Origin of the sequence: Pedobacter kyonggii, from assembly GCF_004310665.1 — a bacterium.
Lineage (GTDB): Bacteria > Bacteroidota > Bacteroidia > Sphingobacteriales > Sphingobacteriaceae > Pedobacter > Pedobacter kyonggii.
Genome location: NZ_SIXF01000003.1, coordinates 181,424 through 205,330, shown reverse-complemented (window position 1 = coordinate 205,330; position 23,907 = coordinate 181,424). Strand labels below are relative to the sequence as shown.

General features: G+C 42.0%; 12 protein-coding genes. All 12 read right to left on the bottom strand.

All coding sequences use genetic code 11. From position 1 onward, the window contains the following. Positions 1-199 precede the first annotated feature (199 nt). On the bottom strand, positions 200-1,375 hold the full coding sequence (porV, locus tag EYS08_RS05210) for a type IX secretion system outer membrane channel protein PorV (RefSeq protein ID WP_131028851.1): 1,176 nt from the start codon (positions 1,373-1,375) through the stop codon (positions 200-202). A gap of 198 nt (positions 1,376-1,573) precedes the next feature. Further along, on the bottom strand, positions 1,574-8,440 hold the full coding sequence (locus EYS08_RS05205; protein WP_131028849.1) for a cellulose binding domain-containing protein: 6,867 nt from the start codon (positions 8,438-8,440) through the stop codon (positions 1,574-1,576). Positions 8,441-8,696: 256 nt separating this feature from the next. After that, entirely contained in the window at positions 8,697-9,914 is a 1,218-nt protein-coding gene (locus EYS08_RS05200) for a thioredoxin family protein (RefSeq protein ID WP_131028847.1), read from the bottom strand. A gap of 39 nt (positions 9,915-9,953) precedes the next feature. Continuing rightward, on the bottom strand, positions 9,954-11,129 hold the full coding sequence (locus EYS08_RS05195) for a redoxin domain-containing protein (protein ID WP_131028845.1): 1,176 nt from the start codon (positions 11,127-11,129) through the stop codon (positions 9,954-9,956). 41 nt (positions 11,130-11,170) lie between these two features. Further along, a complete protein-coding gene (locus tag EYS08_RS05190) occupies positions 11,171-12,595 on the bottom strand; it encodes a PKD-like family lipoprotein (protein ID WP_131028843.1) in 1,425 nt (474 codons plus the stop codon). Positions 12,596-12,606: 11 nt separating this feature from the next. Further along, positions 12,607-13,338, bottom strand: coding sequence for a DUF4843 domain-containing protein (locus tag EYS08_RS05185; protein ID WP_165456379.1), 732 nt, complete (start codon positions 13,336-13,338; stop codon positions 12,607-12,609). Positions 13,339-13,351: 13 nt separating this feature from the next. Next, positions 13,352-14,785, bottom strand: a complete 1,434-nt coding sequence (locus tag EYS08_RS05180) for a RagB/SusD family nutrient uptake outer membrane protein (RefSeq protein WP_131028840.1) — start codon at positions 14,783-14,785, stop codon at positions 13,352-13,354. Positions 14,786-14,810: 25 nt separating this feature from the next. Further along, on the bottom strand, positions 14,811-18,131 hold the full coding sequence (locus EYS08_RS05175) for a SusC/RagA family TonB-linked outer membrane protein (protein WP_131028838.1): 3,321 nt from the start codon (positions 18,129-18,131) through the stop codon (positions 14,811-14,813). A 211-nt stretch (positions 18,132-18,342) separates the two neighbouring features. Beyond that, on the bottom strand, positions 18,343-19,455 hold the full coding sequence (locus EYS08_RS05170) for a FecR family protein (protein ID WP_131028836.1): 1,113 nt from the start codon (positions 19,453-19,455) through the stop codon (positions 18,343-18,345). Between the two features lie 176 nt (positions 19,456-19,631). Further along, positions 19,632-20,231 (bottom strand): RNA polymerase sigma factor, encoded by a 600-nt coding sequence (locus EYS08_RS05165; protein WP_131028834.1) that lies wholly within the window; start codon positions 20,229-20,231, stop codon positions 19,632-19,634. Positions 20,232-20,614: 383 nt separating this feature from the next. Continuing rightward, the gene (locus EYS08_RS05160) at positions 20,615-22,123 is read right to left on the bottom strand and encodes a glycoside hydrolase family 32 protein (protein WP_131028832.1); all 1,509 of its coding nucleotides are present in this window, start codon (positions 22,121-22,123) and stop codon (positions 20,615-20,617) included. Positions 22,124-22,182: 59 nt separating this feature from the next. Further along, positions 22,183-23,901 carry a RagB/SusD family nutrient uptake outer membrane protein gene (locus tag EYS08_RS05155; protein ID WP_131028830.1) on the bottom strand — a complete coding sequence of 573 codons (1,719 nt, stop codon included), beginning with the start codon at positions 23,899-23,901 and terminating at the stop codon, positions 22,183-22,185. Positions 23,902-23,907: the final 6 nt, after the last annotated feature.

Genomic DNA, 23,907 nt, shown 5'->3' with positions numbered 1-23,907 from the left:
TGGCAATAGTCATGATTGTGAGTTAGTGACCTATAATTCTTTTATCCAAAAATTCAGTGCTCTTAATAGCGCGCTCATTTTTTATAGTTTCTGGCAAGGGTGTCATCTAAAATATGCATTAATAAATTCAACCAGGTTATTACGGTCTGCCCGATAGATAATAAACACCAAATGATATACCCAGAACCTAAATTTAGATTTACTTAAACCTGTTGAACCTTGTTTGTATCCCGAACCGCAGGGTATTCCTAAGGGGATTATAACCCGATCCTACCAAATATGAAAAATCAAGGGAAAGGCTACTATAATGGACTCCAAGGCCAAGGGTAAGGTAAGAGGTATTGGCTTTTTCGGGGTGCTGGTACAAGTAACCAGCCCTGAGGTACAGCGTCTCTTTGAAGCTCATTTCTGCGCCCGTTGATATGCCAACCTCTTTTAATTCTTCACGAAAGCCCCCTGGAGCGTCACTGAAAGAGCCTAGAATCCCTGATGGCACCGAACGGTCAGGATCCCGGCCCTTTACTATATACCCATCGGGGCCGTAAATTGGCTGCGTTGGAGCCATCAGTTTATTAAAATCAAGCAATAATGTAAGCTTGTTCTGGCCTTCGCCTATTTTAAGTGCAGATCCTATCTTCATATTTGCAGGAAGGAAGTAAGACTGGGCAGTATTGCGATAGCTCATTTTTGTGCCGATATTGGACAAGTTAAGGCCAAAGCTTAAAACCGCAGGAGTGCCTGCCAGCGTTATATCCGATTTCTGAAAAGCAGAAATATCTACAGCCAGGGCTTTTCCCGAGCCCCTGTTTCCATTAACTGTTCCTCCGCCAAAAAGGTTACTGCTGATATACCGTACATTTCCGCCAAGAGCGAAATCCGGACCAAGCCTGAGCGAATAGCCAAGATCGAATGCAGCTTCACTGGGGCTATAAACACCGAGATTCTGAAAATTTTCGTCGCTGAAATTAATATCCCCCATAGAAAAATACCTAATGGATGCAGATACTGTATTCCGCTGGTTCACCCTATAATACCCGCTAAGGTATGAAATACTCATATCAGGGGCCAGCTGCTTGAGCCAGGGGCTATAAGAGCAGGAAATACCGAAATCTCCCTCTGTGAGAAATGCAAGTGCAGATGTATTCATAACAGTAGAATTGGCATCAGGATCAAGGGCCACGCCAGCATTTCCCATTGCTCCTGATCTTGGCTGTGGCGTAATCAATAGGAATGGTACCGCAGTGTAAATATTGTTCCTGGCACTGGCATCTGTCTGGATACCGTTTATAGACTGAGCAGATACTGCTTGATGCAAAAGAATCAGAATTAATAAAGTCCACTTTTTAGTAGACACCTGGTTTGATCGTATTTTCATAGTGTTAGATATATAAATGTGGATCGATTGCACATTAAGTTTCGATGAGCGCTTATTATCGTTAAAGCATTTTTACTGGATTCCCTTTCTCAAAGCAGTTTTAACAGGTAAGTTAAAATACCCACTGGCCATACTTAAAAACAGGAAGGGCATCAATTAAAAGCGCCCTTCCTGAACGGATAAAAATTAAATCAAAGACTAATTGATAAGCACTTTGCCTGCATACTGGTTATTAAGTAGCAGAATATAAAGCCCAGCAGATATCTGCCGCTGTAACTGCACTTCTATATCGCCTGAATTGTTAACCGCAGATTTTGAATACACGGTGCGCCCGGTTAAATCTACTAACTTCACTTCTACTTCCTTCTTTAACAGGTTTGCAGTTGTGGTAATATTAAACCTGTTGTTTGTTACCGGGTTTGGATAAATTACGATACTGCTGGCTAAATTAATGTTGGATTCTTTCGGTGCTGTAATAGCCAACTGGTTATTTGTACCGGTAGGCACTGTGCCATAAATCAATTCTCCCTTGTAGTAAACACACACATGGTTATTTTCAGCAAAATTGCCCGTCTGGTAAGAATGATCATTTAACTGGTTAAACGCTGACCAGTCTGACTTGGCAATCCGGTACTGGATGTTTCCTGTTTCACTTAAGGGATGCAGCTTACCGGCACTCGAATCTACTTTCAGTTCCAGATATGCACCACCATTAGTGCCTATTGACGGACTTATAGCCACAAACTGCCCCTGAATTTTAGACACTCCCAAATTGGCATAGTCTACCCAGAAGTTCAGGCCTGCTGCACTTTCAGGGGTAAAGAAATACCTGATGGAAATATCTTTGTAATCTACTGGAGTATTGCCTGTGTTCTCTAGCTTTAAATAGGTGCTGATTGTGCTGCTTCCAGCACTTTTACCCTCTGTAAGTACTTTTACACTTTTGGATTCGGTTATCAGCGCTGGCTCATTTCCCCAGATGAGGGTTCCGTTACGGTATAAGGAAATTTTGCTATTGTCAGCGTAGGTAGAACCTGTACGATAAGAAAAGTCGTTACTTTCGGTTAAGTTTGCCCAGTTTGAGTTGGCAAGGCCCGATTCGATAATGCCTGAACTGGCACCAGCGCTAAGTGTTCCTGCGGTAGCATCAAAACTGTATTCGATATAGCCATATGCATCGTTTCTTGGCTGAGGTAACGCAACATATTTGGTTTTAACCTTGCTGTTGCCCATCTGGGCATAATCTATCCAGGTATTAATGCCTGCAAAATTTTCAGCCGTAAGCCAATAACGGGCTGTAAGTATGTTATAACTGGTTGAAATGGTATCTCCGTTTACGATCTTTAGCTTTGGCCTGATTACATTGTTCGATTGCTGTCCGTTATCACCATCAGCCGATAAAACCTTTAAATTTAAAGGCAGTATAGTCAGGTTTTGTGTAACACTGGCAGAATTGTATGTTTCATTTCCGGGCTGACTGGCTGTAAATACCGTAGTTCCGGCTTTTAAAATGCGTGCTACGCCATTTATAACTGTAGCTACACGCTCGTCCGAACTACTAAAGCTTACAGGAATACCCGAAGAAGCAGCGGCCTCAAGGGCAAAATCAGCATCACCCAGAACTTTCGGGGCAATGGCAGCAAAGTTTATGGTCTGTATGTTTTTAACAGTTAATACCTGCGTTATCGATGGTGCTGATAAGTAATCTGCATTTCCGGCCTGCGATGCGGTAATGTTTGAAGTTCCGGCAGCTACAATATGTATTTTTCCATCCACAATGGTAGCCACCGATAAATCTGAACTTGTATAAGTTACCGGAAGACCCGATGTTGCAGTAGCAGCAGGATCAAAATCGGCATCTCCCTGTCCTTTTTCTGCCAGTACATTAAATATAATATTCTGGCCCGCCTTCATATTTTGAGCAATCTCTGCAGCGGTTAAGGCCCTGCTGTAGATTTTAAATTCGTCAATCGAACCATTAAACAACGGATCGTTAAACTGCGATTTACCCAGATAATTCAGCGTTGTGCTGCCAATAGCAGAAGGCTTTATTGTAAGACCCGTATTGGAAGCAACAGCAGTTCCGTTGATATACATTGTGCAAGTATTGCCAGATTGGGTAATGGCAAAGTGGGTCCAGGTATTGAGCGGTAAAGTATAATTATAACTTACAACCTGCTCCGCTCCTCCATTTTTAATGGCATAACGCATTACATTGGCACTTCCTGCCTGAATTGATAAAAACATATATTTAGTGGTTCCGGTACCAAAATCAAACACCCGCATCCAGTTTGTCTTGGCATCCATCTTTAACCATGTCGAAATGGTGAAATCATTTAAAGTGCTAACTATTCCTGTTGGAAGCGTGGCATAAGCGTTAGCTGTCCCATCCAGTTTAAGTGATGTTCCGTACTTTCCGGAGTTCCGGGTTGCTGTGGCTGCTAAGCTGCCATGAGTAGCTCCCCAGCTATCGATCCCCCGTACGCCGCCGGCTTCGTCAAATTTCAGGTAAGTTAACTGACCCACATTTGGTGTTGCCAGCACTTCTGCGCTTGAAGGCATTTCTCCTACGCTGTCAACCGCTGCAACTACATAATAATAAGAAGTTCCATTGCTGATATTGGTGTCGATGAATTTTGTAGCGCCTACATTTGCTATGGTGGTATAAGGTCCGCCTGAAGTGGCCGAACGCTTAACATTATAACTAAAGTTTTGAATAGCATCCCATTCGATGATGCTCTTAGCATCGCCAGAGGCAACCAGAACGTCTTCTACTGTAGTATTCAGGATCCTTAATGAAAGGGTTGCAGTATCTGCTCCAGTCTCGTTTGAAACGGTTAATGTAACATTAAAAAGTCCGGCTTCGGTTGGAATTCCGGATATTACACCCGTAGCAGCATTTACACTCAATCCGGCAGGAAGACCAGTGGCATTAAAGCTCGTCGGTGATTTAAGCGCGGTAATCGCATAAGAAAAATTCTTGCCTATGAGTGCAGTATCGGCCAATGCACTGATAATTGTTATGGGAATGGTTCTATCGTCAAGCAATTGTATATCATTACCCGATCCTCCTTTATAAGTAATACGGAAATTATAGCTGCCTGCCGAAATAAGTGACATCTCAGGAAGATCCTTGAAAATACCGTTGATTTGATTAGCGCCCGTATTGTCTAAAATAGTAAAGTTTGTACCCGATGGCAATGAACCTGAAACAAGGTTATTTAATACCAATTTTGACTGGTTTAATGAAGCACCGCCTGCAATCACTTTGTCAGACGTAGCAGCTGGACCATTCACATCAACTTTATAGGTTGCATCCGTATTTAGGGTAATAAGTCCTGTTGTACTTAAAGTACCGATGGTTCCATCAGTGCCTGGCACTAATGTAGCTCCAGTACCCGAACCGGTACCGATGGTTATCGTACTGGTATTTTTTCCACCTCCACCTAACGAGCCTTGTTTGGCAATAATAGGGCTATTATATGTACCTGCAGAACCGTTATTTAATAAAAATGTTCCGTTTAAAATAGTTGTTGTTCCTCCAAAAGTACTATTTCCTGAGAAAGTTAGGATTCCTGTTCCAACTTTTTCTACTGAAAGTGTACCAGCTGCATTTGCCATTGTTCCACTAAAATTTGAATTGGTATTCAATGCTCCAATCCTGATAATAGGTGTTCCTGCAACATTACTGCGGATACCGCCCCTTCCTGAAAGCGAACCGAATTCAAGGGCTCCGGTACCAAACATAATCCGATGGCAATCTGTACCCTGAGCATCCAATAACCAGTTAGCGTTCGCACTGCCCGATTGTGGCGCAGCAAAAGCCAAGCGGTGGCTTCCACTGCGCAGTTTGGTAATAAAAGTCCCGGTGAAGCCGCTATTATCGCCGTAGAGAGTAACAGTGGCATAGTTATCAGATCCATCATTATATAGTCCCCCACCTCCCGAAATTTTTCCATATAAATTTAAATGTCCCAGGCGCTCATAAAGGAATCCGCTTTTACCTGCCGGAACTTCAATATCGTTATACAAAGTGGCCGTTTCGGTAGTTAATCCGGTATACAGCGCACCACCTTCCATGATGATTTTTCCCGTTCCCAAAGGGCCACTGGTTGGAGCACTCGGTGCGCCTGTACCTATACCCATAACCTGGATACCATCAGTTGAACCCCAGGCATAACCTCTTGTTCCCTGGATAATTGTATTACCTGAATACGTATTTGCCCCAGACATTACAAGTGCCGAAGTTCCTGTTTTAAGTAAACTTCCTGTTCCGCTTACAATGCCATTTAGCTCAATGCTGTTTGTTTTTGCAGCCACATTTAATTGTCCGCCCAAAATGATAGGCATGGTTAATTTTTCGGGATTTGATGAGTTGTTAACCAGGTCGTTCTTTAACGTTAAAGCATTACCAGAAATAGTATAAGCATTTGCTTCGGTTTCAAATTGAATTCTCGATGCTATTATACCGTTTATATCGTTGGTCAGTAGTGAATCTGTAGTTGCATTGAATGTTAATATGGCAGGATTTACCGGAAGCGCATTTCCGATCCAGTTGCTGGCCAGATTTAACGAATCTGTAAGTGGTGTTGAGCTCCATACCGAAGAACTTGCGCCCGGAACGCCAAAGCTTTCGGGTGAATTGGCACTTTCCTTTGTGCTTCCTACAGAAGAAAGCACATAATAATATGGGCTGCCACTGGTAACAGCTGTATCTTCGTAGGCGGAAGTGCTAACCGTTGCAATGGTGGTATAAGGGCCACCACTTACTGTACCACGTTTCACCTTGTACGAAACAGCGCCTAAAACTGCATCCCATGTAAGGTTGATCCGGTCGCTTTGATTAACTACTGTAGGCCGGCTGGGAATTGCTGGAGGCACAGATGCGAAAACTTCGCTGGAATTACCACTTTCCATATTGCCTGTAAATGCCGTAATAACATAATAATTATTTACTTCAGGTGCAGGAGCCGGATCTGTAAAACTGGTGAGGGTAATAGCTGCCTGAATAGTGGTATATGGCCCTCCTGCTGTTAGCGAACGTTTTACCGAATAACTGGTAGCATTGGCTGAAGCTGGCCAGCTCAGTTTGATCTGTGTACCATTAACAACAGATACCGTAACCGGAGCGGGTGCTACAGGCGCCTGGTTATTGAGCACTTTCAGGATCAAAGTTGCAGTGCCGCTGCCGCTGGTATTAGTGGCAGTTAGTGTTACTTCACTTTGTCCTAGCGCCGTAGGCGTACCCGATATTATACCGGTAGCTGCATCCAGGCTAAGCCCTGCAGGTAAACCGCTGGCACTATAAGCTGTAGGATTAGCACTGGCATTGATGTTGTAACTGAAGGGTAGGCCAATGGTAGTTGTGGCAGTGGTAGCACTGCTAATCTCCGGAGATCCCGCCGGTGCAGATTGGCTATAACCTACATTACTGAACGTGGCTGTATTATGTAACGATGTATTATTAGAGATGGTGTAAAAACCGAGGTACAGTTGTGCAGGGAAACCGGTTGCTGAATACCAGCAACTAAGATTCGTCCAGTTAACGCCATCCTGTGAGTGGTATGCAAATATGCGTGTGTTTACACGTTCAATTTTTAACCACCAGGGGGCTTTGGGCTGTCCATGCCTTCCGATACCGCCATTTGCCCCAAGAAAAAGATCCCAAAAAGGGGAACCGGGCGCTAATGATTCGCGTATCATAACACCGCAGCCTCCGGTAGTAAGCGACATATTATCAACCTTTACAACCAGACCTGCATCGCCGCTCATTTTTTTAAAGCTAAAACTGAAGGCATTACTGGTGGAATTTCCGGCACCTTTTATTGTCCAGATCCCGTTATTGAAGGATGCGCTGCCTGCCAGTCCGGGGTTACCAATATCAATATTGGTTAGGTTATTTACTGGCTGCACGTGCTCTGAAGGATAAAACACTGGCGGCAAAATAACCGCAGTAGAAGTATCGGATGATTTCAGATACAAGAAATCTCCTCCTGCTCCACCTAAAGCAGCCCGCATCCTATCGGTATGAGGGGTAGGTATTCCCTTACGCCTGTTATATGCATTATGAATGATATTGGTCATGTCGCCACGCCTTTCTCCCGGCATAATTCCCCAGTTGGTCCAATAACTGGCATAACCGCCAAAGGGGATATAGGTCATGCTAGCCCCATCAAAAGCATATTGATGATACAGCTCACCAATAGCCAATACCCTGTTATCAAGTTCGGCAAACATATCTACCTTCTGCTTGTAGGCTACTTCTGCGCCCCATGCCAGGGCAGCTGCCTGTATACGCCAGTGGTCATCGCGGCCTGTATCTCCTACTTCGCCATTGGGCAGCGAGTTGCGCATACCTCCACCGGCATCCATCCTGTATACTTCTATCGACTGGTTAAACCGGGTAATATCATTACAAAAAACCGATGCTGCGAGGGCAATTTTTAATTGGATAGCTCCCTTGTTTTGATCGCGCAACGGAAATGGAACAAATGAGGTTGGAAATAAAACTTCAGAAAAATATTTTTCTACATGCTGTGTATTAGCTGCAGTCCAGCCAGGAAAAGTATAGCGCAGAATTTCTGCTCCTACCCCCCAATACTGGGCATAATCGCCAATATCCAGCATAGATTCAATGCCTCCCCAGGTGGTATTGGTAACTGCCCAGGCATCCAGCATATTGGTTGCTTTTCGGGCATAGGCACTATCTGCGGTAAAAACGTACATAAAGGCCAGGTTACGGATAGCAACCATATCGTTTATCCATGCATTGTTATTTAGGTGCGGAGCACGGCTTACCGTAGCGTATGGCCCTGCCATCACATAGCTTAGCTTAGACTTGCCGTCATTTTTAAATGCGTTGTAAGCCGACAACCAAGGTTCCTGGGTAATGTTGGCTTTCAACTGATTCAGGTCAGCCTGGTTTAGCGCAATACCCGGATGAACAAAGGTTTGTATCTGCGCTCTTGATTTCTGAGCGCCCATAAAAGTCAGAAAAGCAAAAAAGAAAATAATCAGGTTCTTTTTTGCCATCAGTTTTAGCTGGTAAAGTAAAAGTTTTCTCATAAGGATGATTTTAGTTGGTTGTAGATCAGATTTTGAGAGCCGATTTCCATAAGGACACCTGACATCAACTTTGATACTTAGGTATTTAAAAAATATTTTCAGGAATAACTATAATTAATATTATAAGTTGGCGGCGTTATTTCGGCATGGAGGTGCTTGCTTACAGGACAGCCTTATTGCTAAGGCTTATGTCAGGACACAATAAAAAAGGGATGCAGTGTCATAAACTACATCCCTTTTACTTAATCTTAAAGGTTTATTCGCCTTTTTTCATTTTCTCCAGGGTAACCTGGTATTTTGCTTTATTTTCGGCTGCAACCAGGTCCACCGCTTTCTGCTGCATGGCAATCGCCTGGTCCTTTTTGCCCAGCTTATACAGCAGATTGGCATAGGTGTCCAGGTAGGCAGGCTCCTTAGTTTGGGTCTCATCCACGCTGCGTTTACTCCAGCTCAGCGCCTCAGTAATACAGTTTGTATCTTTACAGTTTTCAAAAACCGCCCATGCAAAGAAATTCAACATATCAGCGGTCACTTCGGCACCATATTTTTTCATATAGCTTAGTAATGCCGGCTGAAATTTATCCCATTTTTTTTCGGCATGAAAAACCTGAATCTTTATCAGTTCGGTGGCTTTGCTGATGTCTACAGTTGGATATTTCACTTGTGCGGCAGCAACCAGTGAATCTATATTAGCATTGGATTTTCGAAGTCCGGGATAAATATTTTCCTCCAGAATAACGGAACCCAGGATTTCATTTGATTTTCCTTTTCCCAGAACGGCATCTACTTTTTCAGGATCTTTTAACATCAGCTCAAATCCCTTGCTTTGGCTGCTTTTGGTGTATTTGCTCACAAACTCCAGGTTTTCTTTGCTATACAGGTCTTTTTGTGTAGCCATGTAAGCGCTGGCAAACTTTTCGGAGTTTTCCTCATCATAGGCGGCCTCGGCACTAGTTGCCAACTGTTTCAGGGTCTCAGGAGCAGCATTTCCCGACTCGCTTTTTTTCAGTAGCGTGTAATATTGGGTTTCTGGGTTTAGCGCCATCTTCGCTTTAGCGATAAATTCATCCGCCTCACCGCCGCCTACAATACGGTGTACAAGCTTGCCCTGTGGAGAAAAGATCAGGAAGGTAGGATAGGCATTTATCTTGAACTCTTTGCTCATCGATTGGGCATCCGCATACCAGCTTTTAACTTCTTCGCTGTCATTTTTGGTCTGATCGAACTGTACCTTAACATTTACAAAGTTTTTGTTGAAGAATTCACCGACCTTTTCCTGCGGAAAAATGGTACTGGCCATGTATTTGCAGGGGCCGCACCAGGTTGTAAAGCAGTCTACCAAAAGGTATTTGTTCTCTTTTTTAGCTTTATCTTTTGCCTGCTGCCAGGAAAGTCCATGCTCAAAATGTGTGCCTTTAACTTGGGCCGTACCAATAAAAGGCAGCAGCAGGAATATTAAAAATAATTTTTTCATACAGTTTGTTTTCTATGAGTTTCTTTGGGTGATTAAATTTTAACGGGACATCTCTATCATGGCTGAAAGTTGCCTGACAGCAACCTCATTTGGCCAAAGTAATCCCAGCTCTTTGAAACGTATTTTACCGTTGCCATCAATAATAAACTTCGCGGGGATTCCTGAGACGCCAAATGACGATACTGCAGGATTCTTTTTTGTAACGGGATCTTTAGTATCCATATACAAAGGCAAATCCAGGTTATGGGTTAACAAGTAATTTACAGCATCAGGTTTTGGGTTTGGAACCGTTTCCCAGGTGTGTATAAACAGAAACTTTACCGTCGGGTCGTTTTTATATTTATTAACCATCATTTGCATCGCTGGAAGCGACTTTTTACAGGGCCCACACCAGGTTGCCCAAAAGTCGAGAACAATGGTCTTTCCTTTAAAGTCTGACAAGGATACTTCTTTACCATTTATGTCTTTAACTTTAAATTCAGGTGCCTGCTCCGTTATCATTTTGGCTGCTATTTCTGCTTTATATTTGTCGTCAAACTGCTTGGTTAAAGTAGCCAGGTAAGCATTTGAATCTTTTCCCGGATGCACATTTATATAGGCCTTTTTCAGTTCATTCTTAAAATCATCATCGGCCAAGCCTAACAAAACTGCTTTTTCCAGCTCTGGAAGCGCTTCCTGGTACCTGCCTGTTTTGCTCATCAAATAATAATATTGCGCGGTTAATCCTGCACTTTTTCTGGCGGCCTGCTCATAGCACTCCTTAATGGCGGCAAAAGCTTTGTTATGGTCGCCCATTTTATCTGCCACCTGACTATATAGTTGTAACAAAAATAACCGCTCTTCTTTCGCATTTTTTGGGTTATTCAATTCTTGTCCAACTAATGTTTCAGCAGCTTTCAAATCGTAGGTCATAATGCCTGTCGCAACTGTTTCAACATACATGATCCTTGCGGTCTGTTCAATCTGGTTGAAGTAGTGTAAAGCCTTGGCTGAGTTTTTTGCAATCACAAAGTTTTCGGCCAATTTAGCTCTGTATTGGTCAAAATTGTCGTTCGGATGGGCTTTGACCAAACGGTTAAGAATGGCTTCTTTTTCTGAGAGATCAATAAAGATCTTCAGAGAATCTAAACTTGCCTTATATGCCGGCTGTGCCTGCTGAGTAAATGCAGACTTTCCGATAGTCAGGATTGCAATGAGCAGGACTATTTTTTTCATTATCGTATTTGTTAAATAATTAATATAATTCAATTGGGTGTTTACAGGTTATCTCTGGCAGGGGCAATTTGTATAATTTCACCAAAGCCGGTAAATTTCTTGGCATAAGTACCATTACTAAATTCCCCCTGACCATTGATGCTGAAATAATAAACTTCACCCGTTGCACCATTATTAACACCGATTACCAATTGTTTACTGGTGCTACGCAACATTTCAATGTCTTTAATTACGTATCCTGATGGGAACGTGTAAATCAGACGTGCGGCGTTTGCAAGCATATCGTACAAATAAACCTTGTTGCCAACAGTGTAATAAAGTTGTTTTAAAATTGATGAGGTTGCGAAGTTAGTTGCACTTCCTATTTCCGGACTGTTCGTCATTTTTTGGTTAACTCCAGGGAAACTGTTGTCTGAGTCGCCAGTCAATGACATCAGGTAACGACCATTATTGTCTTCCATGATGTAATACCACTCAATACCTTCCTGGGACAAGGTTGTTACGCCACGATCATAGGCAATCATTTTCTTACCTACATTTGCCATATCGAAAGGTCTCGATGGTGTTGCAGGCGATTGCTCCAGGACTCTTGACAAAATTCCCATCTGCATAAAACTCATTGTTGCATTATCGTAAAAATAGGTAGTGTTAAAATTGCCTGGAAAAACACCTGGGAATAAATCATAATTACCTGGAATGCGTTGTGAAAAGGGTTTCAGATTTTCTGAGTTTGTTCCTGAAACGCCAACATACAGACTGCCGTCTGCAACGATATATTGTTCAAATTTTGAGGTATTCATGATAAATGCCGGTGCAGTTTTAAATGGAAGCGGTGTTGCCAAACCGGGAAGTATCGAACTTCTATCACCAAGTTCTAACCAATCGTTCATGTTAAAGCGATATACATTTTGATCAGTGAAATAATAAAAGAACCCACCTTTTCCAAAATTATATAAAGCCATTGGTTTTCCCGGATAGGTTTTATTGTTGGCTACTTCCATTGGGTTGTCAAAAATCACATCATCCGTCCGGATCAAAGAAGCTTTACCTTTTCCATCCTTGCTGTTGAGAACATACCAGCCATCCGGATAAACACCATTTACTGTGATGGTATAACGCTTTAGCGTGTAAATACCATTTTTATTACTCGTTACTCTGTAAATTATGGAATAAGTGCCTGGACTTAATGTTACTTTAATGCGTAGATTTTTAGTTTCAGCAATTGTTGTCGAATCAATTGTCCAACTATAGGTAAATGAATCACCTTCGGGCATTGTTTGGGCCAATGTTGGTGTGATGATCAGCGAATCCAGTTGAGGAACCGTAAAAGCGGTTACTGCATCTGTAATCTTAATATCATTGATTTGATCATATTTATACTGTTGATTGTCTTTTTTGCAGGCAGCAAATGCCAACATGATTACAATAAAAATCGGACTGAGCTTTAAAAAGTATTTTAAATGCATAATATTTTAAATTAAGGGAACGATATCTGTTGACCGTTCTCATCTAACAATGGACCATTTGCAGCCTCATAAGCGGCCAGTGCATTCCTTAGGGTAACCGGAAAGTTCAGTACACCGTCAGAACCAATCTTATCGTAAGAAAAATCGGTTATACCCAATGTCTTCACCATGAACTTGTATTTTACAGCGCTGAATTCCCCGAAATCCGCCTGGAGATAGATCCAATAACTTGGCTCAATGTATTGGCCGGTTACATCAATCTTTAGGTATCGGAAGTTTTCTTCCGTAATGTCATTAATACCAGGTGTCTGGCCAAGAGTACCTAGAGTAAAGTCTTTTGTTTCTGCTGGCTCCAGTACAATCCTGTAGACATTACTGGCCATTCCGGTAGAATTGATCAATATCAACGGATAATTAAATGTGGATGCTCCCGGCGGAACGGTGAATTCTTTCAGCTCAAAATCTACGCCTGCAGTTGCGGTAGTTCCTTGGGCCGTTTTCAGCAATACCGTACGTGGCTGATCGGATAACTTCCCGGTAATGCGCATTGGTATAAATAGGGTATCTCTTTGCTTTTGAGTTGCTTGCAAGGCAAAAGAGTAGCTTCTTACCGCTGTGGTATGCAAAAGTTCGTAAGTGTAGGCAAAGAAACTGATGCCATCCTTTCCCTGATAGCTTTCGACTGCTTCTTTCTTGCATGAAAAAAGACAGGCCACTATCAATATATATGATAAGTATTTCATAATACGAGTTTGATTAGTTTCCATAATTCGGATTAAATTGAAGTTCAGCATCTGGAATCGGGAGTTTGTAGTCCGCTGGTGTCATGTTGATGTTGCGAAATTGCATTCTTAGTGCTTTAATACGCTTATAGTAAAAAAACAACTGGCCTTCTGCATAAAATTCTTTCTGGTATTCCTTGGTAATTGCAGCTGTAAGATCGGTAGCGCTGAGCGTTGTTGCCAGATTGGAAAGCCCCCTATTTTGGCGCACCGTATTTAAATAACCAACGCCTGCAGCTGGTGTTTCTGCAGTTTCAGCCAAGATATAGTACATTTCTGAAAGACGTATGCCTGGTACATACTGATCTAATAAATTATCGGTAATTGTAGTGGTAGCGGTAGAGGCTTGCCAGAACTTAGATGGGAACAAGCTTCCTCCATCCTGCTCTAAACGGTAAACAAACCTGATATCTGTACCACCACCGGATGAAGTTTCGTACAATGTAGCAAAGTTAGCAGGGGTACGCGTAAGGGTTTGATCTAAAGCACCTCTAAATCTGAAGTAACGCTGTACAGTTGGCAATATATCTCTAACCCTGATCATAAATACCTGCTCATTGAAATATAGGCGGTCGCGTACCACCAATCCTGAGCTAATGGCACCAGCCGCAGCTTGGGTTACGAATGCATACTTACCTGAGCTGATTACTACATTTGCAGCAGCAGCAGCACCTGATTTATCACCACTGTATAATCTTATTCTTGCTTCCAGTGCTTTTATGCCGTAGTAATTTAACTTATTCCGCCTGCTACGCAGATCGCTGGTCACGATCGGGTCAACCGTTAGCAACAAATCTGCAGCCTCTTTCAGATCGGCTAAAGCAAATTTAACCACGTCAGCAGTTGTACCAGGTATAATTGCGTTTTCGTTTACATCTTTTTTGTAAGGGATGGCCTTTAAATTAGCACCCGCAGTATATTCGGGACCGAACATACGTAATAAATCAAAATGTATAAACGCCCTTAGGGCTAAGGCTTCACCGCGCAGCTGTGCATATGAATTATTGGTTAGTACAGAACGGTTTGTTTCTGTATTTGCAATTATTTTATTTGCTGCAGCAATTGCACTGTAACTGGAAGACCAGATGGCATTGGTGTATCCTACTACTTCTGCTGAAGCATAGTTTAGGAGTTGTGTTTGTTGCAGCGAAATACCTGCGTTCGTATTGAGTGTTGAATAATTTTGTGCCAGGGCAGAAACGAAGCCCATAGAAAGGTTATCTCCATAGAGATTGTTACCAGCCAACTGGCCATATACACCTGATAAAGCCTGTTGAAAACCAACTTCTGAAGTAAACAACTGTTCTTCAGGCAGACTCGTTTTGGGCTGTACATCCAAAAATTTCTTACAACCGGAAAACATCGCACCTATTGCCAGAATTCCTATAATTAATATTGTTCTTTTCATTGGGATATGAATTTATCTTTTGAATTTAAAATCTTGCACTCAAACCAAATGTATATTCTCTGGCAAAAGGATTATCTGTACCACGTTCTATTTCAATGGAGCTAAAGGTGCCCAGGTTGTTCGTTGTGGCACTAACACTAAGGTTCTGCAAGCCTAATTTTTTTACAAATGGTGTTTTGAACTGATAACTCAAATTAATTGAGCTGAGCTGAATGTTGTTATCACGCTGAACAAAGCGCGAAGTAAGCTTCGTTGGTGTTGGGAAGGTTGTAATTCTACGGTATGGGCTCAAACTTCCAGGTCCCGTCCAACCCAGGTCATACGCTCTTCGGTCTACGTTGTTGCGTGCATCAACGGCTTCTACCCGGTTTAATAACGTACTGTTATACAGATCAGCACCATAATTATAATTGAAGCTAAAATTTAAGGCAAAACCTGCATATAGGAAGTTTGAATTGATGGCACCTGTCCACTTGGGGCGGCTATCGCCAACATAGGTCTTATCGTTAACGTCCCACACAAATGTTGGGGTACCATCTGCTTTCAGGTAAACTTCCTGGCCGGTAACCGGATCAATCCCCAGTGACCTCACCGCATAAATGGCCGTGGTAGACTGACCTTCAATGAACTGTGCATTTTCGGAAGTCTGATCGGCGTTATTCGTATTTAATGCGGCGTTGAAGGCTTTAAGTTTACCAGAAAGTTCTTTCAGTACAGATTTGTTAGTGGCGGCGTTTACAGAAACATTCCACTTTAAGCCTTTACGAGGTTCAGATAGTATGGTATAACCCAGGTCGAATTGCAATCCCCTGTTCTGAATCTTACCTAAATTTTCGGTATACGAAGGGAAACCGGTACTAGGTGCCAGCGAAACTGTAGTCAGCGCATTTTGAGTTACCTCATTATAAAATTCTGCATTAAAAGTTAAACGGTTGTCGAGAAATGATGAAGCAATACCAATGTTCGACTTCAGTACTTGCTGCCAGCTCAGATTGGGGTTTCCAAGTGCGCCCGGAAAAGCACCTACTTCGCCGAAATAACCAGTCGATGTACCCAAATTGTACCTGAATTGTGCGGCGTAAGGATCTTGTACAGATGTACCTGTAGAACCATAGCTACCACGGATCCTCAGCAAGTTGATTATTTTGCTGTCCTTAAGGAATTTCTCATTATTGATGTTCCATCCTAAACCTGCAGACCAAAAATTACCAAATTTATTATTCTCTCCATAAGCAGAAGAGCCATCTCTTGTATAAGTAAAATCGGTAAAATATCGGTTATCATAAGAGTAGTTCGCACTTCCGGTATAGGAAAGATTGTTAATTGTACTTTCAGTTCCGGTAGGCCTGCTGTTTAAATACTGCGCAGCAAACAAGATATTGTCCAGACGATCGAAAGGGAAACCCTGCGTAGATACATTATATGAATTTAAGCTTGTGCTGGCAAGCCTGAATCCTGCATATACAGTAATGCCGTGCTTTCCAAAGTTCTGGTTGTAGTTCACAGAACCTGTTCCGTCCATGGTAAAGGCATCACTGTTATCTTTCGAATAGGTACCTCGTGCACTTAAATCTGCGATACCATTGAAACGGCTATCTAAAGCGGAATAGAAATTATCTATTGTTCCGTTCACTTTTGTGATTCCCAATGCGCCATTGAACCATAATGATTTACTAAAATCGTAGCGTACAGTGGTATTGTTTCTTAAATTAAAGTTCTTATTTCTGTTGTTAATGGTATTATAATTAATATCCATTAATGGGTTTAAGACCACAGAACTTCCTACACCGAAGCCCAAATCGATGTTTTCCAGGTACTTGTTTACATTACCGTTTTCATCGTAAGGTTTCCAGTACGGATTCAAATCCAGGTACTGACTAAATTCCCCATAGGGCGAGTCATTAGAAATAACCTGGGTTGCAATCGTGTTGTTTTGGAATGTTAATTTATTGGTTTTATAACTCAGCGTAAAACTTCCAGAATAATTTTTCCTGTCCTGTTCCTTCATTACACCCTGTAAAAAATTTCCACTAAAAGTAAGGTTGAAAGTTAAAGACTGGTCGCCCCCACGTAATGAAAGGTTGGTTCTGTTGTTAATCCCTGTTTGAACAGGAATAGATTTCCAGTCTGTATTAACACCGCTCACCACTGCTTTATATCGTTCGGCATTAATGGCTTGCCCTCTATAACTGTTTAGAAAACCAACACGACGTTCAAAGTCCAATTTTTCTTCCGCATTCAGCATATGGTAAACAGAAAGATCAGGGGATGATAAAGTGAAGTTATTGGTGATGGAAACTTCAACTTTTCCTCTTGGTGGCAGGATCGTTGTAACTACCATCACACCGTTACCTCCACGAGAGCCATACATTGCAGTGGCCGAAGCATCCTTTAATAAAGTTACCGACGCAATCTGATTCATGTCCAGGTCTACGATTGCCTGTAAAGAAACCTGAAATCCATCAAGAATGAATAATGGCGTATTTGGGTTGCCAACAAGTTCCGAACCCAAGGTTGGATAAGACGTTTGCCCACGCATGGTCACTTCCGGAAGCGCGTTGATATTCCCGCCTATCTTGTTGTTCGGAATCATTCTGAAAGATGGATCAAGCGCAGCAATGCCGGCAAAAATATTTACCGGACTCACCGCCTTAAGCTCAGCAGCAGTTATGGTTTTGGCAGCTCCCGTATAGGTATTTACCTTCCGGTCAACCATCCCTGTGATCACCATCTCATTTAGCGTAACCTGATTCTCTTCCATGTAAATGGTATAATTCGAATTAGGTGAGATGGGCACATCAACAGTTTTATAACCTACAAATCTGAACTCCAAAGAGGTTGCACCTGCTGATATACTGATGGTAAATTTTCCATTCTTATCCGTCTGAACGGTAGACTTTGTTCCCTTGATCGATACTGTAACGCCTGGGATGGGCTTACGTTCTTTAGCATCGCCTACAAAACCGGAAATAACTTCCTGCCTGGCCAGTTCACTTGCTTTGATGACCACAGTTTTGTTACGGATAACAAAATCCAGGTTTTGCGCTGCAAAAATCTGGTTAAGTACAGTAGACAATTCTGCATCTTTAACGTTGATGGTTACTGGCGACGAATTTTCCAACAAATTGTCCGTATAAAAAAAATTGTAACCCGTCTGCTGGTTAAGCGCTTTGAAGACAGATCGGAGTGAAGCATTCGACTTGGTTAAAGTCACTTTTTGGGCAAAGCTCGACGCACTCACCTGCAAAAAGCACGCTATTATAATTACGATGGTTAAGCGCATAGTTAGCAATAATTTAAGGTACAGCCGTTTAGGCATACCAAATTTCCTTGAATTTTGATACATTAGTAGTCGGTTTGGTTAAGCAGCCTCTTTTGCGTTGGACCGTACGGAGGACTGCGGTTATTAGTTTGATTTTTTAATTGAATGTTCCAAACTTTTGCCAGGTCCTGATGGCTAATCGGGGCCTGGTTTCGTTTAACATGTCTTGAGTTAGTGTAATCTTCTTTTCATCTGGTTGGTTTAAGGTTAGTATTCTATTAATAGTTTAGTTTGTTTATTTTGATACATAGACGGTTCGCCCTTTTAAATCGAAACGAGCTTCCCCTGTTGATTCCACAATTTCAAGCACCTTTGACAGTTTATCAAATCTTGAAACTTTGCCGCTGAAACGCTGAGTGGTTTTTTCACCAACGTAAACAACCTCGACACTATACCATCGACTGATCATTTTCATGATCGTTTCAATGTGCTCACTTTCGACTACAAATTCATTGTTTTTCCATGCAACAGCCAGATCGGTATCCGTTTCACCAATCTGTATTTTGCCAGCGGATAGCCTTGCTTGTTGCCCTGGTCTTAGCAATTTGTAGTTACCCGATGCTGAGAGCTTCACGCTTCCTTCCAGTAAGGTGGTTTTTTCTACTTCATCATCAGCATAACTGCTGATGTTAAAATGAGTTCCCAATACTTCTACTTCCTGCCGGCCTGTCTTTACAATAAATGGATGTTGCTTATCCTTCGCTACTTCAAAATATCCTTCACCGGTGAGGTTAACCATCCGTTTTCCATTTTCAATGAGGGAGGCGGTATATGTGAGGCTGGAAGCGGCATTTAAATATACAAGCGTGCCATCGGGCAACCGTACCTGATAAGTTTCCCCGCGGGCCGTAGACAAGGTATTGGAAGCATTAGGATCAGAAATCTTTTCATCAATTTCGTACAGCAGTGTTCCGTCGCCTGATTTAGTGATCACTATTCCTGATTCCCTTCCTATTTCACCTTTGGATGCATTGGCTAAACTAATTTTCCTGCCATTTGCAAGGGTAAGTGTAGCGCCAAAATCTCCTGGTTTGATATCATGTACAGGTGTTGTAGGGACAGTGGCAACCTTTTCTGATCGGTTATTAAAGAAATAGACACCGATGTATACTACGGCCAAAACAGCGGCAACAGCAGCAATTTGTAACCAGAGTTTAAGTGTTTTATTTTTACCTTCAGGTATGGCTTGTGCCGATTCCCGAATCTGAACAAACAGATCCCGGTCTACCTTAACCAGTACCCCGGCAATGGCAGGATCAGTTTCATAACGTTCGTCCTCAATTTCTAAAGCGCCGATAATGAGATCTTTCAACACTTCCTGATCTTCATCAAGTTGAAAATAACTCATCAGACGCTGTGTTTCTTCAAGACTACAGCTATTATTAAGGTATTTTTTGAAGAGAATATGGAGTTGATCGGATGGCTTCAAGGTTCAATTTTTACAGCTAATACGGAGCTAAGCAAAAATATCCTTAGTCAGTTAATAAAAAATTAACAATTAATTTCCAAAAATAACGATCAGGATCAAAAGCCTTTGAATAAAATGCCTAAAACTATCGAAATGGTAAGTGTTGGAGAATCTCTAAAATACGTTTTAAGAAACCTATTGGCTTGCAGCATGTGGCTACTGATGGTTTTGGCACTAATGCCCATAATCTCCTCTACTTCTTTATAAGATTTTCCCTCTAGTTTGCAGAGTGTAAATACCATTTTACGCTGAGGGGGCATCAGGTTTATAGCGTTCTGCAATTTTTGAGCATCTTCTTTACTCAGCATATCTTCTTCAACATGAAGATAAAGCTCTGAACTTGAAGCAACTATTTTAGTCAGTAAACGTTTGTCTTTTGCAACTTTCCGAAAATAATCATGCACCAGGTTCTCCGCTATACGGAAGAGATAAGATTTAAAAGATTTTTCGGGATCAATCTGTGCCCGCACTTCCCATATTTTAAAAAAAAGCTCCTGCAGCATTTCTTTTACCAGGTCGTCAGATTTGAGAAGTTTGAATAAATTTCCGGCGATCCGGAATTTATAGTTATTGTATAGTATTTCAAATGCACGCTCATCACCGTTTTTCAATTGAAGCAATAAAGACTTTTCATCCGTGTGATTAATGTTGATCATTCGTCCGACAAATATACATTAACTTAAAAATACAAGGTAATAATAATTTCGGTGAAACGCCATTGATATATATTTCAATGACTACTTACAGGATATTTATTTGCCAGGGCTTTGGTGATTAAAGTTTTATCATAAGACAAATCCTATAGAAAGGTCGTCATTGCGAGGAACGAAGCAATCTTAATGCGCACGCTGGTAGCGATCGTTTTAAGATTGCTTCGTCGGCTGAAAAAGCCTTCTCACAATGACGATTCTTCGCAGCCTATCACTGCAAAAAACGTCTCTCATCTATTTTGATTTTTATAAAATAAATTACCCTCTCCGTAGGAGTCCTTTGGACAGGATTACAAATCTTTATTTAAGATACAACCGCTTATACTATTTTATTGCTTCTTGTCAATCTTTGACAGCGAAAGACTGCTTAACTTACTAACGCCACTGCTTTGAATCTTGATTGTTTTAATAGCACTATCCGGAAAAAAGATATCTGTCATCACGGTTAATCCGTTATCGGCAAAAAGTTCTACAGATGCTACATCCAGGATCAAGCTAATATTGATTTTCTTATCGGCCAGTAACCTGGGCGCACTATGTTTTTTGGCAAATCCTTTTTCAAATGATGTTTCGCCAGATAGTGTCCGGTCGATAAAGTAACTGTTGTTCTTTTTGTCGTAGCCAATAATCAGCTTTTGTCCGCTAACGTTCGATAATACTATATTCAGGTCGCTAGTATTTTCAAGGCTAAGATCGAGTTTGAACTTTCCATCCAGCGGTTTGGCATATGCAGAAAGGTCAATCTCCTTGTAAATAGTAACAGGTCCTTTCTTATAAACAGGCTTTAATGATGGCGAAATTTCCTTTACAGGTAACGAACGAAGATAATACACTCCATCAACACTTGCGAGCGATAGATCTCTGGCAATTGTCATAGCACCACGCCAGGCCTTGGTAGGTACCTGGTTGGCATACTGCCAGTTGTTCATCCAGCCAAGGAATACCTTCCTGTCACCGGTATTAGACCAGGTAACCCCTGCATAGTTATCGGTCCCATAATCTACCCATTTCTCTTTTGTAGAATTTGGCACAAATTTATTCCCGTCAAAGTTTCCTATAAAATACTGGGTTGCAGAACCTCCGTTAGGGCCTCCGGGATTAATGCTAACTAAAAGCACCCATACCGTTTTACCATTGCTTTTGAGTGGAAATAGATCCGGGCATTCCCAAACCCCACCATGAGCGCCCAGATTGGCTCCAAATTCACTTTCGCGTTTCCAGGCTTTAAGATCTGGGGAAGAATAGAAAGTGATCCTGTCCTTTGTAGCTAAGGTCATGATCCATTTTTTGCCTTGTTCATACCACATCACCTTGGGGTCCCTGAAATCGCTTATCCCAGGGTTTGGAAGCACAGGATTGCCCTTATATTTAGTCCACGTTTTGCCTTCATCATTACTATAAGCAATACTTTGGTATTGGTGCAGGCCAGTCTTGGCCTCTTCGATTTTTTGGTTATGGTGCGTAAATATTGCAACCATAGCGTTCTTGCCAAATCCTGCGGTATTGTCTTTATCGATCACGATACTTCCCGAAAAAATAGTCCCCAGGCTATCTGGATAAAGTGCTATGGGCTTTTCCTCCCAGTTAACGAAATCTTGGGTTGTGGCATGTCCCCAGTGCATAGGCCCCCAGGTTGTACCTCCGGGATGATACTGAAAGAAAAGATGGTAAACGCCATTATAATACACCATTCCGTTAGGATCATTCATCCAATGTGCCTTTGGTGAGAAATGGAAAGCTGGCCTGTATTTTTCACCTCCTGTAGATTGGGCATTAGAACCGACAGAGAATAGGCAAAAAAGCAAAAAGAACACCGATCTTATAGATTTGTTTTTCATGTTGTATTTTTTAAAATTTAAGCAAATATCCAGGGAAGACTCCCTGGACATTAGAAATATTACCATCCGTTGTTTTGTTTATATACCCCGCTACTAAAGTTAATCTGATTTAATGGAATCGGGAAATATTCATCCCTTCCTGCCGTAAATCTGGCATCTGCGAGATGGGCAACCCTTGATTTTTCGACTGTAAAATAAGCGTTCATAGTCTGCGCAGCAATCCCCCACCTCACCAGATCAAAAAAGTGATAACCTTCTGTAGCGAACTCAAGTCTTCTTTCAAATCTTAGGGCCTGCCTTGCAAAATCCTGTGTCCAGGTACAATTTAACCCAGGTTGATAAAGCTGAACGTTATAGTTTGAAGTTGGGTTTCCCGCAGCATTTTTCAATAGGTTACGACTTAGGTTTGCACGGTTTCTAACCTGATTGATCAGCGGAACAGCTTCCAATGGCCGCCCCAGTTCTATCAGTGCTTCTGCTTTCCAAAGCAGCACATCTGAGTAGCGAATAATCTGCCAGTTTTTCGAACTTCCAATAAATGGTGGGACTTTCTGAAAAGAAGCGTCATCTGGAAGTACTGCTTCTTTCATACTGGCAAATGCATCATAAATAGCCGGTGCTCTTGACCACGAGCGCTGGAATACAAATGCTGGCTTATACTTAAAAGGTGCACCTGGTTTGGCCACGGTATGATCAAGTCGTGGATCGAATGAACTGCTCTGAAAGTCGAGCGAAGCTGCCGCATCCGTATTGTTGTAGGTAGAAAAAAGAGGCAATCCGTCGGTTCCTGTTTTAAAAGCATTGATCAGATCATGGCTAGGCACATTAAAACCGCAGCATCCATACTCCTGATTCATCGGATAATTAAGCGCATGCCCATAATCCAGTCTCCCCTTTGTCGTACCATCATCTTTTGAATACTGGATGGCAAAAACAGATTCCGGGCCGTTATCAGAAGCAGATAAAAAGTTGTTTGCATAATCTGCGCTCAGGCTGAATTTGCCCGATGCCATGATCTCGTCACATAACGTGTTTATTTCATTTAATTTAGCAGCATCAATACCGCTTACTGCGTTATTTTCGCTTTGGGTATAGGCCTGGTACAACAGCACTTTAGCCAGATATGCTTTTGCAGCATTTTTGTTTACCCTGCCCTTATCGTTCTGATCTATCGGCAGCGCTGTAACGGCCGCTCTGAAATCATCTGCAATCTTCGTCCAAAGCGCATCGTTACTCAAGGCCTTATTGGAAATGGACGGATAGTCGGCCTTTGCCATATTCTGATCGATAAAGGGAACATATTTGAAAAGAATCTTTAGCAGAAAATAAAAATGTCCTCTCAAAAAGCGAAGTTCTCCCTGGCGTTGAACTTTATTGGGATATTCAGTGGCAGACATAGCATCAACTCTTCTCAACGCATCATTAGCTCGACCGACACCTACATATAGCCTGAACCAAAGCTGGTCAATAAGTGCATTATCAGGCCGGTTAAGGGAAAATGTCTCAAACAGATGGAACTCTGACAGGTCTCCGGGGCCATCCCCTCCTTTATAGGTGTCTCCTCCACGAACGCTTCCATACGGCCACATACTGGAATATGGAGAAGTATAGTGATCATTTCCAAGTACAGAATAAGCTGCAATAACCATTTTATCAATATTCTCCGGAGTATTCAGATCATCGCCTGAAACCACGCCCTGTGCTGGCTCATCAAGGGCTTTTTCGCATGAGAAGAATAGGGTAGCGAAGAATGCCAGTGTACATATTAATTTTTTCATCTTTTG